11 protein-coding genes are annotated in these 14,414 nt (G+C 62.0%); 3 read left to right on the top strand and 8 right to left on the bottom strand.

Annotation, left to right across the window (positions count from 1 at the left end; translation table 11 throughout):
* Nucleotides 1-79: 79 nt before the first annotated feature.
* From DMX12_RS06860 to DMX12_RS06880, 4 genes are all read right to left on the bottom strand, one after another.
* The gene (locus DMX12_RS06860; protein ID WP_003251429.1) at nucleotides 80-757 is read right to left on the bottom strand and encodes an NADH-quinone oxidoreductase subunit B family protein; all 678 of its coding nucleotides are present in this window, start codon (nucleotides 755-757) and stop codon (nucleotides 80-82) included.
* Nucleotides 758-766: 9 nt separating this feature from the next.
* Nucleotides 767-1,180, bottom strand: a complete 414-nt coding sequence (locus tag DMX12_RS06865; RefSeq protein ID WP_003251427.1) for an NADH-quinone oxidoreductase subunit A — start codon at nucleotides 1,178-1,180, stop codon at nucleotides 767-769.
* A 1,706-nt stretch (nucleotides 1,181-2,886) separates the two neighbouring features.
* Nucleotides 2,887-4,212: an isocitrate lyase gene (gene aceA, locus DMX12_RS06875; RefSeq protein ID WP_009684219.1), complete on the bottom strand. Its 1,326-nt coding sequence runs from the start codon at nucleotides 4,210-4,212 to the stop codon at nucleotides 2,887-2,889.
* A gap of 490 nt (nucleotides 4,213-4,702) precedes the next feature.
* Nucleotides 4,703-5,467, bottom strand: a complete 765-nt coding sequence (locus tag DMX12_RS06880) for a secretin N-terminal domain-containing protein (protein ID WP_174824195.1) — start codon at nucleotides 5,465-5,467, stop codon at nucleotides 4,703-4,705.
* A 268-nt stretch (nucleotides 5,468-5,735) separates the two neighbouring features.
* Between DMX12_RS06880 and DMX12_RS06885 the strand changes: the two genes are divergently transcribed.
* Nucleotides 5,736-7,178, top strand: a complete 1,443-nt coding sequence (locus DMX12_RS06885) for a SulP family inorganic anion transporter (protein ID WP_110676801.1) — start codon at nucleotides 5,736-5,738, stop codon at nucleotides 7,176-7,178.
* 118 nt (nucleotides 7,179-7,296) lie between these two features.
* On the opposite strand, the gene fusA is transcribed toward DMX12_RS06885, so the two are convergent.
* Together fusA and DMX12_RS06900 are read right to left on the bottom strand one after the other, a co-directional pair.
* Nucleotides 7,297-9,408 carry an elongation factor G gene (gene fusA, locus DMX12_RS06895; protein WP_110676803.1) on the bottom strand — a complete coding sequence of 704 codons (2,112 nt, stop codon included), beginning with the start codon at nucleotides 9,406-9,408 and terminating at the stop codon, nucleotides 7,297-7,299.
* 73 nt (nucleotides 9,409-9,481) lie between these two features.
* Nucleotides 9,482-9,907: a hypothetical protein gene (locus DMX12_RS06900; RefSeq protein ID WP_110676805.1), complete on the bottom strand. Its 426-nt coding sequence runs from the start codon at nucleotides 9,905-9,907 to the stop codon at nucleotides 9,482-9,484.
* 243 nt (nucleotides 9,908-10,150) lie between these two features.
* Between DMX12_RS06900 and DMX12_RS06905 the strand changes: the two genes are divergently transcribed.
* Entirely contained in the window at nucleotides 10,151-10,453 is a 303-nt protein-coding gene (locus DMX12_RS06905) for a hypothetical protein (RefSeq protein WP_029885291.1), read from the top strand.
* A gap of 3 nt (nucleotides 10,454-10,456) precedes the next feature.
* Here the strand turns inward: DMX12_RS06905 and DMX12_RS06910 are convergent, their stop codons facing one another.
* Together DMX12_RS06910 and gcvA are read right to left on the bottom strand one after the other, a co-directional pair.
* Nucleotides 10,457-11,707 carry an aspartate aminotransferase family protein gene (locus DMX12_RS06910; protein ID WP_110676807.1) on the bottom strand — a complete coding sequence of 417 codons (1,251 nt, stop codon included), beginning with the start codon at nucleotides 11,705-11,707 and terminating at the stop codon, nucleotides 10,457-10,459.
* A 125-nt stretch (nucleotides 11,708-11,832) separates the two neighbouring features.
* On the bottom strand, nucleotides 11,833-12,729 hold the full coding sequence (gcvA, locus tag DMX12_RS06915) for a transcriptional regulator GcvA (protein WP_029885289.1): 897 nt from the start codon (nucleotides 12,727-12,729) through the stop codon (nucleotides 11,833-11,835).
* Nucleotides 12,730-12,985: 256 nt separating this feature from the next.
* Here gcvA and DMX12_RS06920 point away from each other — a divergent pair, with 256 nt between their 5' ends.
* On the top strand, nucleotides 12,986-14,368 hold the full coding sequence (locus tag DMX12_RS06920; RefSeq protein ID WP_110676809.1) for an amino acid permease: 1,383 nt from the start codon (nucleotides 12,986-12,988) through the stop codon (nucleotides 14,366-14,368).
* Nucleotides 14,369-14,414 lie beyond the last annotated feature (46 nt).

Here is a 14,414-nt window from a genome sequence, read left to right on the forward strand (position 1 = left end):
GGTCTCGGTCGCTTTGGGTCAACGTTAAGAATGAAGCCAGGCCGCCGGCTCCATGGGGAGCGGGCGGCAGGTCGCTGGATCAGACTTCGTCGGGGCTGCGCAGGTTGGTTACTGCAATGCGCTGCTCACGACGCAAGTCTTTCTGGGCTGGCATCTCGGCACGGTAAATACCTTGATCACCAACAACCCAGGAAAGCGGGCGTCGTTCTTGGCCGATCGACTCCTGCAGCAGCATCAAGCCTTGCAGGAAAGCCTCAGGGCGTGGCGGGCAGCCAGGCACATAGACGTCCACGGGGAGGAACTTGTCGACCCCCTGAACGACCGAGTAGATGTCGTACATGCCACCGGAGTTGGCGCACGACCCCATGGAGATCACCCACTTGGGCTCGAGCATCTGCTCGTACAGGCGCTGGATGATCGGCGCCATTTTCACGAAGCAGGTACCGGCAATGACCATGAAGTCGGCCTGACGCGGCGAGGCCCGGATGACTTCGGCACCGAAGCGGGCGATGTCGTGGGGTGCCGTGAAGGCCGTGGTCATTTCCACGTAGCAGCAGGACAGGCCGAAGTTGTACGGCCACAGTGAGTTCTTGCGACCCCAGTTGACCGCGCCACGCAGCACATCTTCGAGCTTGCCCATGAAGATGTTCTTGTGGACCTGGTCCTCCAGCAGCTGATCGGTGACGGTTTCCCGTTCACCGACCGGGTACTGCTCGTTGGGCGCATCCGGATCGATTCTGGTGAGATTGTATTGCATGCCAAAGCCTCATTGTTTCAGCTTCGCTTGCCGCTTGCGGCGACCTTCGGGAGCCCAATCAAGTGCCCCGACGCGCCATAGGTAGACAAGACCTGCCAACAGAATTGCTATGAAAACGAGTGCTTCGACGAACCCGGTCCAGCCGCTTTCGCGGACGGACACAGACCATGCAAAGAGAAAGAGGGCTTCGATATCGAAGATCACGAACAGCATCGCGACCAGATAGAATTTGGCGGACAGGCGCAGGCGGGCGCTGCCGACGGGCAGCATGCCGGATTCGAAGGGTTCGTTCTTGGCGCGGCCCCATGCCTTGCTACCGAGCAGGCTGGACAGGCCGAGCATGAAGGCGCACAGGCCGACGACACCCAGGAGGAAGATGGCAAAGCCCCAGTTGTGGGCGATGAGTCCTGCCGAATCGGACATGCTAGAAATCCTTATACAGAGACCCAGCTCTGCAGTCTGAAATAAGTGTAGAGCGGCGACCTGGTGTCGCACATGCAGTGACCAAATGTCGCAGCTGAATCAATCGCGCTGATTTTATGGGTAAACCTGGTGCAAGTAAAATTTCTGTAGCAAATTTATCCGTAGGATTTAGTGCAACAGCAGCGCGTAAATGGCTGAAAGCCTTGAAATTCGGGCATTGCGTGCGCTTTTGTTAATTATGTTTCTTGCGAGTGGTAACGAATTACAAGTTTCGTAATGATAATTAATATCATTTGGCCTGGTGCCATTTAATTGGGCTGTTCTGAGCCTTGTAAAGTTCATCTGGCGAGTCCCCCTACTTGTAAATGCGAAAGGGCCGTGTTCTAGCAGCTTTGCGCGGCGGTTGCACCGCTCTGGGTCAATACTTTAGTGGTTGGGTCATGACTGGCTGATGAAGCGGCCGGCCAGTGCTGCCCTGGGTGCGGTGCTGCCACAAGCATAGACGTGATTGTGGGGTTTGTTGGGCTGGCGTGGGTCGCGTGAGGGCCGCCATTTGTATGGCGAAAGGAATGCAGCGCCTGTGAGACCGAGCGCCGCCCGCGCGGCGCATCGCCGGCAAGCCGGCTCCCACATCTGTTTCGGGCCAATGATGCCTGTGTCATTTGCGCGCGGCCCCTTTGGCGCATGGCTCGATACCGCGCCGTATGTACTAGGCGGTCGCCTGCGCTGGTCCAGGATGGACGGGTCCGAAACAGATGTGGGAGCCGGCAAGCTGAACTGGCATGCAGCGCAGAGGCACCCCTGATAGGCACGATTCGTCTGTAGGAGCGGCCTTGTGTCGCGAAAGGGCCGCAGAGCGGCCCCGGCAATTTTGCGGTGGCGCACAGATCCCGGGGGCGCTACGCACCCCTTTCGCGACACAAGGCCGCTCGTTTGTTTCGGGCCAGTGAGGCCTGTGAGAGGCGCGCGCGACCGCCTGGTTCATACGACGCGATATTGAGGCATGCGCCAAAGGGTTCGCGCGCAAATCCCCCAGGCATAATTGGCCCGAAACAAACGGAGCGAGCGCAGCTCGCGATGCGCCGCGCGGGCGGCGCTCGATCTGCGCAACACCGCAAAAACCAATACAGGCACCTCGCCGCCCTGAGGCGGTCCTTGCTGGTCTGCTGCCTCAAGATAGACCTGATTATGGGGTTTGTTGGGGCTGCCGTTGGGTCGCGGGAGGGCTGCCATTTGTATGGCGAAAGGAATGCAGCGCCTGTGAGATCGAGCGCCGCCCGCGCGGCGCATCGCCGGCAAGCCGGCTCCCACATCTGTTTCGGGCCAATGATGCCTGTGTGATTTGCGCGCGCCCCCTTTGGCGCATGGCTCGATACCGCGCCGTATGTACTAGGCGGTCGCCTGCGCTGGCCCAGGATGGACTGGCCCGAAACAGATGTGGGAGCCGGCAAGCTGAACTGGCATGCAGCACAGAGGCACCCCTGATAGGCACGATTCGTCTGTAGGAGCGGCCTTGTGTCGCGAAAGGGCCGCAGAGCGGCCCCGGCAATTTTGCGGTGGCGCACAGATCCCGGGGGCGCTACGCACCCCCTTTCGCGACACAAGGCCACTCCTACAGGGTTCATCCGCGAAAGGGCCGGTACCGGCAAAAACAAAGGCCCGGCGCTTTTACAAGCGCCGGGCTTTCGTTCAACCGCAAGCCACTATCAGTGGAATTGCTCTTCCTCAGTCGAACCCGTCAGGGCAGTCACCGACGAAGCCCCACCCTGAATAACAGTGGTCATGTCGTCGAAGTAGCCAGTGCCCACTTCCTGCTGGTGCGCCACGAAGGTGTAGCCCTTGCTAGCGTCAGCGAATTCCTGCTCCTGCAGCTTCACATAGGCGGTCATGTCGTTGCGGGCGTAGTCGTGCGCCAGGTTGAACATGCCGTGCCACATGTTGTGGATGCCGGCCAGGGTGATGAACTGGTGTTTGTAGCCCATGGCCGACAGTTCGCGCTGGAACTTGGCGATGGTGGCGTCGTCCAGGTTCTTCTTCCAGTTGAAGGAAGGCGAGCAGTTGTACGACAGGATCTGGTCCGGGTACTCCTTCTTGATCGCCTCGGCGAAGCGGCGGGCTTCGTCCAGGTCCGGTTTGGCAGTCTCGCACCAGATCAGGTCGGCATACGGCGCGTAAGCCAGGCCGCGGGCGATAGCCTGGTCGAGGCCGGCGCGCACTTTGTAGAAGCCTTCACGGGTGCGCTCGCCAATCACGAACGGCTGGTCGTACGGGTCGCAGTCGCTGGTCAGCAAGTCGGCGGCGTTGGCGTCGGTACGGGCCAGGATAATGGTCGGTACGCCCGACACGTCAGCAGCCAGGCGCGCGGCCACCAGCTTCTGTACGGCTTCCTGGGTCGGTACCAGTACCTTGCCCCCCATGTGGCCGCATTTTTTCACCGAGGCCAGCTGGTCTTCGAAGTGCACGCCGGCGGCGCCTGCTTCGATCATGTTCTTCATCAGCTCGTAGGCGTTCAGTACGCCGCCGAAACCGGCTTCGGCGTCAGCCACGATCGGGGCGAAGTAGTCGATGTAGCCTTCGTCGCCCGGGTTCTTGCCCGCTTTCCACTGGATCTGGTCAGCGCGGCGGAACGCATTGTTGATGCGCTTGACCACGGTCGGTACCGAGTCGACCGGGTACAGCGACTGGTCCGGGTACATGGACTCGGCCGAGTTGTTGTCGGCGGCAACCTGCCAGCCGGACAGGTAGATGGCCTGGATGCCGGCTTTTACCTGCTGGACTGCCTGGCCGCCAGTCAGGGCGCCCATGCAGTTGACGAAGTCTTTCTCAGGGCGGAAGGACGGGTGGGCACCTTCGGTGACCAGCTTCCACAGTTTCTCTGCACCCTGGCGGGCAAAGGTGTGCTCGGGTTGCACGGAGCCACGCAGGCGAACGACATCAGCGGCGGTGTAGGTACGGGTCACGCCTTTCCAGCGCGGGTTCTCGGCCCAGTCTTTCTCGAGGGCTGCAATTTGCTGTTCGCGTGTCAGTGCCATGGAAATAAACCTCGTCGCATCGATCTTGAGTTAATTGTGCTGATGCTCGGAGCAGATCAGGTGCCTGGCGGCTGTCCTGTTCGCAGGTGTGCGGCGGCGAACGCGAAGGCTCGAAGGGGAAGGAGAGTGCAGGCCAGGCGAAGGGCGCCCCGGCAGGTCGGCTCGTGGATGCCTAACTGCGGTGCTACGCGATTGCCAGTACTGCGGTGATGCGCTTCCGTCCCTCGGGACAACTTCTTCGTTGCAGTCGCAATCCCGTCGAACCGCCTTGTGGGCCGTATAGACACAAGGCGCCTCCGGGGGTGGGAGGAGCGCGCCTCGAAGGCCCTTGCCAGGGCCCCTGATTAGCGGGAGCGAGGCCATCATGCCCTTGGGAAAAACACCCTGTCAAATGTTTTGTAGTGGTTTTTTGCGCTTACTACATCTTTGGTCTAATACGACTTGTCAGTCAGTTTCAAGGCCTTTGGTCGAGGCCTTGAATTGCCTGAGATCAGTCGAGAAGGTCGACTTTTACACGCAAAGTCATGTTTTCACCGCGCTGGGTGCTGTAACTGCGGCTTGACGTACTGCGGTCCGCTTGGCTCTGCTGGTTGTAGCCCGCCAGGGTGATCCACTGGCCGAGCTTGCCAGTGATGGTTGTGTCGGTACTTTGCACTTTTACTACATCTGCACGTTCCTGGCTGATGCGGTCATTATTTGTGCTTATTTGCAGACGAACCGTTTCTCCGCTCAGAGTCGGGGTGACATAGAAACCTTGGGTCACGTTGCGGTATTCGGTGTTGCTCTGGAGGCGCCCGTAGCCGTCGGTGCTGGTGCTGGTAACCGGGATGCTCTGGCCAACCTGGATGAGTGCTGGCTGGCCTTCGCTAGCCTGAACTTGCTGCATGCCACCGTCGCGGTTGCTGGTGCCGTAGCGAATGACCTGGCCGTTGCCCCGGTTGTCCTGGAAGTTGCTGTCGTTGTTGTCAACGCTGATCAGCAGGCGCTTGGGCGCGGTATCCAGCTGCTGCAGCAAGGCACGCAGGTCGTCGATGCGCTCGGGGCTGGCGTTGACGATCAGCTTGTTCTCGAAGGCGCTGACCGTGCCGTCTTTGGCGATGAATGCCTGTGCGGCAGGCAGCAGTTCGGCGCTGCTGCGGTGCTGCAGCGGCAATACCTCGGTGGCGGCCTGGGCGGTGAGGCTGGCGGCCAGCAGCAGGGCGGCGCATAGGGGGCGTAGCGGCATGTCCATGATCTCCGCAGGTGGGGTTGCCATGATGGCAAAGGCGTCCTGCCTGTGCTGGATGCACATCAAAAACTGCCTTTTACCCTGGCTTTATCCAGGAAACTATAAATTATAGTCAGCCAGATAATTGCAGATAATCGCCCTCCACAGGCCGTGCCAGGGAGCCTGAGAGCCCTTCGGCAACATTGCGCGGTGGCTGCTGTCAGACAAATTCCGTAACATCCCGCCTTCGATTTTTGCCCGCTCTAAAGGCCGTACAGGTGCCCCAGGCTGTTGTCCGGCTAATTACAGGATGCCCATGAAACACACCCGACTACGCGCCGACCTGCTCGCCGGCCTGACCACCTCGTTTGCCTTGGTGCCCGAGTGCATCGCCTTTGCCTTGGTGGCCCACCTCAACCCGCTGATGGGCCTGTACGGTGCGTTCATCATTTGCACCTTGACCGCACTGTTCGGCGGTCGGCCGGGCATGATTTCCGGGGCTGCCGGCTCGATGGCGGTGGTGATCGTGGCGCTGGTGGTGCAGCACGGCGCGCAATACCTGCTGGCAACGGTGCTGCTGGGCGGGGTGGTGATGATTCTGTTCGGCCTGCTGCGCCTGGGCAAACTCGTGCGCCTGGTGCCGTACCCGGTCATGCTGGGCTTCGTCAACGGCCTGGCCATTGTCATTGCCATGGCCCAGCTGGAGCATTTCAAAAACGGTGAGCACTGGCTCAGTGGCACGCCTTTGTACCTGATGATCGGCCTGGTGGCGCTGACCATGGCGGTGGTCTACCTGTTGCCGAAGCTCACCCGCGCCGTACCGCCGGCACTGGTGGCGATTCTTGGCGTTGGCTTGCTGGTGTACCTGCTCGGCCTGCCCACCCGCACCCTGGGTGACATGGCGCACATCGCTGGCGGCTTGCCGGGGCTGGCGCTGCCGGATGTGCCGTGGAACCTGGAAACCCTCAAGATCATCGCCCCCTACGCGGTGCTGATGGCCATGGTCGGCCTGCTGGAAACCCTACTCACGCTGAACCTGACCGACGAAATCACCGAAAGCCGCGGCTACCCGGACCGCGAGTGCGTGGCATTGGGCGCCGCGAACATGGTGTCGGGCCTCTGCGGTGGCATGGGGGGTTGCGCGATGATCGGGCAAACGGTGATCAACCTGAGCTCCAATGGCCGTGGCCGGCTGTCGGGTGTGGTGGCCGGGGTGATGATTCTGCTGTTCGTGTTGTTCCTGTCGCCTTTGATCGAGCGTATTCCCCTGGCGGCGCTGGTTGGCGTGATGTTCGTGGTGGCCCAGCAGACCTTTGCCTGGGCGTCCTTGCGGGTGTTGCACAAGGTGCCGGTCAACGATGTGCTGGCGATCATCGCGGTGACCGTGGTCACGGTGTTTACCGACCTGGCCATGGCAGTGCTGTTCGGCATCGTGATCGCGGCGCTGAACTTTGCCTGGCAGCATGCCCGGGAGTTGTACGCCGACAGCCATGAAGACGCCGATGGCAGCAAACACTATCAGGTACATGGCACGCTGTTCTTCGCCTCGACCACTTCATTTCTCGACCAGTTCGATGCCGCCAGCGACCCGGCCCAGGTCACGCTGGACTGCCAGCACCTGAGCTTTGTCGATTATTCGGCGGTTGCCGCACTGCAGACCTTGCGCGAGCGTTATGCCAAGGCGGGCAAGCACCTGCGCGTGGTGCATCTGTCGGAGCGGTGCAAGAAGCTGTTGAAGCGGGCAGGGGAGCAGCACTGAGAAAGGTTATTGTCTGTGCTGGCCTCTTCGCGGGCTCGCCCGCTCCCACAGGAATGGCGCAGGCGCTGCCCCAGTGGGAGCGGGCGTGCCCGCGAAGAGGCCGGCACAGGCAAATGAATCACTCCCCGCGGTTCTTCTTGACGATGCCATCGGCAATGCTGGCTGGGGCCTCGGCATAGCGGGTGAACTCCATCGAGAAGCTGGCCCGGCCCTGGGTCATCGAGCGCATCGAGGTGGCGTAGCCGAACATTTCGCCCAACGGCACCTCGGCGCGGATCACCTTGCCTGCCGGGGTTTCGTCGCCGTCCTGGATCATGCCCCGGCGCCGGCTCAGGTCGCCCAGGATGTCGCCCTGGTATCCCTCGGGGGTGACCACCTCCACTTTCATCACCGGCTCCAGCAGTACCGCGCCGCCTTTTTGCGACAGTTGCTTGGTGGCCATCGACGCTGCGATCTTGTAGGCCATCTCGTTGGAGTCCACATCGTGGTACGAGCCGTCATACACCGCTGCCTTCAGGTTGATCAGCGGGTAACCGGCCAGCACGCCGTTCTTCATCTGTTCTTCGATACCTTTCTGGATCGCCGGGATGTATTCGCGTGGCACCACGCCGCCGACGATCTCGTTGACGAACTCCAGGCCTTCCTTGCCTTCGTCACCGGGGGCGAAGCGGATCCAGCAATGCCCGTACTGGCCGCGGCCGCCGGACTGGCGGACGAAGCGGCCCTCGATCTCGCAGGTGTTGCGGATTTTCTCGCGGTAGGCCACCTGCGGCTTGCCGATATTGGCCTCGACGTTGAATTCACGGCGCATGCGGTCGACGATGATGTCCAGGTGCAACTCGCCCATGCCGGAGATGATGGTCTGGCCGGTTTCTTCGTCGGTGCGCACGCGGAATGAAGGGTCTTCCTGGGCCAGTTTGCCCAGGGCGATGCCCATTTTTTCCTGGTCGGCCTTGGTTTTCGGTTCCACGGCCACGGAAATCACCGGGTCGGGGAAGTCCATGCGTTCCAGGATGATTGGCTTGTCCATGTCGCACAGGGTGTCGCCGGTGGTCACGTCCTTCATGCCGATGAGGGCAGCGATGTCGCCGGCGCATACGTCCTTGATCTCCGCGCGCTGGTTGGCGTGCATCTGCACCATGCGGCCGATGCGCTCTTTCTTGCCCTTGACCGAGTTGAGCACGGCATTGCCGGAGCTGAGCACCCCGGAGTACACCCGGGCGAAGGTCAGGGTGCCGACGAACGGGTCGGTGGCGATCTTGAAGGCCAGGGCCGAGAACGGCTCCTTGTCGTCGGCATGGCGCTCCAGGTGCTTGTTTTCGTCGTCGGGGTCGGTGCCCTTGATTGCCGGGATTTCCGACGGGGCAGGCAGGTAATCGATCACCGCATCGAGCATCAGCGGCACGCCCTTGTTCTTGAACGAGGAGCCGAGGATGGTGGGTACGATTTCGTTGTTCAGGGTGCGTTTGCGCAGGCCGGCCTTGATTTCTTCGATGCTCAGCTCTTCGCCCTCGAGAAACTTCTCGGTCAGTTCGTCATCGGCCTCAGCCGCGGCCTCCACCATCTTCGCGCGCCATTCATCGGCCAGCACCTTGAGCTCGGCAGGTATCTCTTCTTCGCGATAACTGGTGCCGTTATCGGCATCGTTCCAGTAGATAGCTTTCATCTTCACCAGGTCGATCTGGCCGATGAAATGCTCTTCACTGCCAATGGCCAGCTGGATCGGCACCGGGTGGTGGCCCAGGCGCTGGTCGATCTGTTTGACCACCCGCAGGAAGTCGGCGCCCTGGCGATCCATCTTGTTGATGTAGGCCAGGCGCGGCACGTGGTACTTGTTGGCCTGGCGCCAGACCGTTTCGGACTGGGGCTCGACGCCGTCGGCGCCGCTGAAGACCACCACGGCACCATCGAGTACGCGCAGCGAGCGTTCCACTTCGATGGTGAAGTCGACGTGGCCGGGGGTGTCGATGATGTTGAACCGATACTTGTCGGCGAACTGCTTGGTCGAGCCTTGCCAGAAGGCCGTGGTCGCCGCCGAGGTGATGGTGATGCCGCGCTCTTGCTCCTGGGCCATCCAGTCCATGGTCGCGGCGCCATCGTGCACCTCGCCCATCTTGTGGTTGACCCCGGTGTAGAACAGGATCCGCTCGGTAGTCGTGGTCTTGCCGGCGTCGACGTGGGCGACGATGCCGATGTTGCGGTACAGCTCGATGGGCGTTGTGCGGGCCATGGCGGACTACCTGCGGCTGGGCGGATTCCACCACGTTAGCAGACCCGTGGAATCCTGCCGTGCCGCCGGGCTGTCAGTCGGCCTGGGCCTGCAACAGCCACTGGCCATCCACTTCGCGAGCCAGGCCACACGCCGGTAGCAGGGCCAGCAAGCGTGGGTGCAGGCCGGCTTCGGTGAAGGTCTTGAGCGTGGCCAGGTCCAGCGCGCCGATCAGGTTCAGGTCGGCCTTGGTATAGGACAGCCAGGCTTTCTTCAGCACCTGGGCCACATCGCTGCCGGCGGTGCTGGCGAAACGGCGGTGCCACGGGCGGCCGTCGAAGGTGAAGGTGTGCGCGTGGCTATAGGTGCTGGGGTCGGCACCTTCGGCGCAGCGGTGGCAGCGGCACGGGCCCTCGCCGAAAGCGTTGCGCAGGTAGCTGTTGAAGTCCACCACCGGCTTGAGGGACAGACGTTTGTCGACATCGAACAGGTCGGCGATCAGGGGTTCTTCGGCGCTCACTCGGGATCCTCGTGTGGTGTGGCGTGCATCGGCGGGCACCCTAACAGATCGGGGCGGCCAGATCACCTGTTGCAGGGCTGGCCGCTTCGCGGGTGAACCCGCTCCCACAAGGGCTGCAGCGTATTCAAGGGTTGTATGCCTGTGGGCGCTGGCTTGCCAGCGATGAGGCCAGTAGAGACAACAGGCAATGCCTGCCGTACTCTACGCGCCCATACGCCTACCCACCCATTGAGGTAACCCCGCTTGAGCACCCAGTACCCGTACATCGCCACCGTCACCATCAGCGCCGAGGACCGTGGGGGCGATACCGAGGCATCGGAAAACCCCGGTATGCGCGTTGGCCTGGAGGCGGTGACCGAAACCCTGAAAAAGGTGCATTTCGTCGGTACGCTCGCGGCGCCTGAAAAGAATGCCACGCACATTTGCGTCACCCTGGAGAACGGCCTGACCTACTACGGCCCGATCGTCAATGGCCATGCCGAACTCGAAGGCGGCTGGATCGCATTCGAGTCCGACATGCTCACCCCGGCAGAGCTGGGGCTGTAACGCTCAGTTCAACTCCGCCAGGCACTGCTCGAGGATATCCAGCCCTTCTTCGAGCACCTCGGCCTCGATGGTCAGCGGTGCCAGCAGGCGGATGATGTGCCGCGCCTTGCCGCTGGGCATCAGCAGCAGGCCTTTGGCGCGCGCCGCGTCCAGCACCATGGCCAGTTGCGCCGGGGCCGGGCTGCCGTCTGCATTGACGAATTCAATCCCGCGCATGGCGCCCACCCCGGTCAGGCGCCCGATGAACGGGTACAGGCCCGAGGCCGTCCAACGCTGGTGGCGGCTGACGATGGCCTGCTCCTGGCGCTCACCCCAGGTAGCCACGTTCTCGTCGGTCATCTGCGCCAGGCTGGCCAGTGCTGCCGCACAGGCAATGGGGTTGCCCGAGTAGGTGCCGCCAAGGCCGCCCTTGGGTAATGACCCCATCAGGTGCTTGCGCCCGACCACTGCACCCAAGGGCATGCCGCCGGCAATGCTCTTGGCCAGCAACAGCAGGTCGGGCTCGAGCCCCAGGCGCGGGAAGGCGAAGCGCTGGCCGGTGCGGCCAAAGCCTGACTGGATCTCGTCGATGATGATCAGGATGCCGTGCTGGTCGCAGAAGCGGCGCAGGGCCTGGGCGAAGGCCGGGTCGAGGGCCAGGAAACCACCTTCTCCCTGCACTGGCTCAAAAATGAACGCCGCCACGTCTTCCACGGCCAACTCGACGCTGAACAGGCGGTCCATGGCCTTGAGTGCCTGTTCGCAGGTGACCCCGGTGTCGGCGCTCGGGTAGGGCAGGTGGTAGACCGGCCCGGGCAGCTCGCCGACCCGTTGCTTGTACGGGGCGACCTTGCCGTTGAGGTTCAGGGTAGCCAGCGTGCGGCCGTGGAAGCCCCCGTCGAAGGCGATGATGGCCCGTTTACCGGTGGCGCCACGGGCCACTTTCAGGGCGTTTTCCGCGGCTTCCGCGCCGCTGTTGGTGAGCATGCCGGCCAGCGGGTAGCTGACCGGTACGAACTGGCTCAGTTGCTCCATCAGCGCCAGGTACGGGCCATGGGGGGCGGCGTTGAAGGCATAGTGAGTGAGGCGGGTGGCCTGGGCCTGGATGGCCTCGACCACGGCCGGGTTGCAGTGGCCCAGGTTGAGCACGCCGATACCGCCGACAAAGTCGATGTAACGTTTGCCGTCAGTGTCCCAGACTTCGGCATTGCGGCCATGGGAAAGTGTGATTGGGTGAACGATGGCAATCGATTGGCTGATACTTTCCTGGTTCATGGTGCACGCGGACCTTGTTCGAGTTTCTTATTATCCAAACGTGTTCGCAGGTTATTCCGCAAACGAATTATTCGATTGCGGTCATTCCATGGATTCGTGATCTGGCCGATACTTCGCCATTCAAATCAATCCCCCTCAGCTACCCGCTCCCGTATCCACTGCACAAAAGCCCTTATCTTGGGCACTTCGGCGGCATGTTCGGCATGCGCGATGAAGTGCCGGCCATTGCTCGGCACCGGGTGGTCCCAGGCCACCACCAGCTTGCCTTCGCTCAATTCCTCGGCCACCAGGTAGCGCGGGATCAGGGCGATGCCACAACCGGCGATGGCCGCGCGGATGCACAGGTAGAAGGTGTCGAAACGCGGCCCGTGGTAGCTGTTCTGGCTGTGCAAGCCCAGCCCCAGGAACCACTCATGCCAGGCTTCGGGCCGCGACACGCACTGCAACAGGCGGTGCTCGGTCAGCGCCTGGGCACTGTCGAAAGGGTGGCTGGCCACTAGCTGCGGGCTGCACACCGGCACGACCTCTTCACTGAACAATTCGATGCAGGTTGCCCCGGGCCAGGTGCCCTGGCCGAAGAAAAAGGCGATGTCGGCCTTGGCCTGGACCAGGTCGAACGGCTCCAGCTCGTTGCGTATGTCCAGGTGAATACGCGGGTAGCGGTCGCCGAAGCCCTTGAGCCTGGGCACCAGCCAGCGCGCGCCGAAGGTGGGCTGGGTAGCGATGCGCAGCACTTCGGTTTCGTCGCCATAGCTGAGGATGTAGCGGCTGGAAATATCGATCTGGGTGAGGATCTTGTTCACTTCGGTGAGGTACAGGGCGCCGGCCGGGGTCAGGTGCAGGCGCCGGCGAATACGCTGGAACAGCGAGTGCGAGAGCATGTCTTCAAGCTGCGCCACCTGCTTGCTGACGGCGCTTTGGGTCAGGTGCAGCTCTTGCGCCGCACGGGTGAAGCTGAGGTGGCGGGCGGCCGCTTCGAAACACTGAAGGGCGGTGGTCGAGGGCATCAGGCGTTTGGACATGACGGGCGAATACCGAGCAAAAAAGTAAGGAGTTCATTCCAAAACGGAATCATGTGTTTCGAAAAGGTCGTTTGTTGACCCCGGCCTATAGATTAATACTGACCTGGATCAACAATGACAACCGGTCATGTAAAGAGGAGGTCGTTAACCCGCTTTTGGTCTTTGCAAAACAACAACAACGCGCATCAGAAATTTAAAAGAATTCTGCTCCGACCTTCAGCCGCCATGCCGCGGCCGACCCATTCGAGGGTTCTTCATGGCTTCTCACGACAACAAGAAACAGCGCTCCTTGCAGCACGGCCTGACCTCGCGCCAGGTGTCCATGATTTCCATCGCCGGCATCATCGGCGCCGGCCTGTTCATCGGCTCGTCCAATGCCATTGCCACCGCCGGCCCGGCGATCCTCATCTCCTACGCCATGACCGGCCTGCTGGTGCTGCTGGTCATGCGCATGCTGGGTGAAATGGCCATCGCCAACCCCAACAGCGGCTCGTTCTCGACCTATGCCAGCGAGGCCATCGGCCCGTGGGCCGGGTTCACCATCGGCTGGCTGTACTGGTGGTTCTGGGTACTGATCATTCCGGTCGAAGCCATCGCCGGCGCCGACATCCTGCATGCCTACTTCCCGGGCGTGCCCTCGTGGCTGTTCGCCTTCCTGATCATGCTGGTGCTGTCGGGCACCAACCTGGTCAGCGTGAAGAACTTCGGTGCGTTCGAGTACTGGTTCGCCTTGGTCAAGGTGGTGGCGATCATTGCGTTCATCGTGGTCAGCGGGTTGGCCGTGTTCGGTTTCTGGCCGCTGGCCGAGGTGTCCGGGGTCAGCCGCCTGTGGGACCACGGCGGCTTCATGCCCAACGGCTTCGGCACCGTACTGGGTGGCGTGCTGATTACCATTTTCTCGTTCTTCGGTGCCGAAATCGTCACCATCGCCGCTGACGAAACCGCCAACCCGAAAGACAAGATCCGCCGTGCCACCAACCTGGTGGTCTACCGCATCGCGATCTTCTACCTGGCCTCGATCTTCCTGGTGGTGTCGCTGGTGGCCTGGAACGACCCGGCATTGAAGGCGGTCGGTTCGTTCCAGCGGGTGCTGGAAGTGCTGAACGTGCCAGGGGCCAAGCTGCTGGTCGACCTGGTGGTGCTGGTGGCAGTGACCAGTTGCATGAACTCGGGCCTGTACACAGCCTCGCGCATGCTCTATTCGCTGGGCGCGCGTGGCCAGGCGCTGAGCATGACCAAGCGAATTGCCGGCTCCGGGGTGCCGACCGTGGCCGTGCTGTTCTCCACCTTGGCAGGCTTCGCCGGTTGCCTGGTCAACTATGTCTTCCCTGGCAAGGTGTTTGGCTTCCTGTTGTCTACCACCGGTGCCATCGCGTTGCTGGTGTACCTGGTGATCGCCGTGTCGCAACTGCGCATGCGGGCCCGCGCCGAACGCGAAGGGCGCCCGCTGGAACTGAAAATGTGGCTGTTCCCTTATCTCACCTGGCTGGTGATCGGCACCATTGTCATGGTGCTGGGCTACATGCTGTTCAGCGATGCCTACCGCTATGAAACACTGATGACCGCCGGGGTGACCCTGTTCATCCTGCTGGTGTCGCTGACCCAGCGGCGTGGCCGCGTGGTTGCGCAGGCCGCCTGATGTTTCTGCTTTAATGGGGGCGTTGCGCGCCCCCTTTTTCATCAGC

This window comes from Pseudomonas sp. MB-090624 (genome assembly GCF_003205245.1).
Classification (GTDB): Bacteria; Pseudomonadota; Gammaproteobacteria; order Pseudomonadales; family Pseudomonadaceae; genus Aquipseudomonas; species Aquipseudomonas juntendi.

What these genes read in the sequence shown, in the direction of transcription:
- DMX12_RS06860 (WP_003251429.1), bottom strand. Translation starts at nt 757, where the DNA reads ATGCAATACAATCTCACCAGAATCGATCCGGATGCGCCCAACGAGCAG.
- DMX12_RS06865 (WP_003251427.1), bottom strand. Translation starts at nt 1,180, where the DNA reads ATGTCCGATTCGGCAGGACTCATCGCCCACAACTGGGGCTTTGCCATC.
- aceA (WP_009684219.1), bottom strand. Translation starts at nt 4,212, where the DNA reads ATGGCACTGACACGCGAACAGCAAATTGCAGCCCTCGAGAAAGACTGG.
- DMX12_RS06880 (WP_174824195.1), bottom strand. Translation starts at nt 5,467, where the DNA reads ATGGCAACCCCACCTGCGGAGATCATGGACATGCCGCTACGCCCCCTA.
- DMX12_RS06885 (WP_110676801.1), top strand. Translation starts at nt 5,736, where the DNA reads ATGAAACACACCCGACTACGCGCCGACCTGCTCGCCGGCCTGACCACC.
- fusA (WP_110676803.1), bottom strand. Translation starts at nt 9,408, where the DNA reads ATGGCCCGCACAACGCCCATCGAGCTGTACCGCAACATCGGCATCGTC.
- DMX12_RS06910 (WP_110676807.1), bottom strand. Translation starts at nt 11,707, where the DNA reads ATGAACCAGGAAAGTATCAGCCAATCGATTGCCATCGTTCACCCAATC.
- gcvA (WP_029885289.1), bottom strand. Translation starts at nt 12,729, where the DNA reads ATGTCCAAACGCCTGATGCCCTCGACCACCGCCCTTCAGTGTTTCGAA.
- DMX12_RS06920 (WP_110676809.1), top strand. Translation starts at nt 12,986, where the DNA reads ATGGCTTCTCACGACAACAAGAAACAGCGCTCCTTGCAGCACGGCCTG.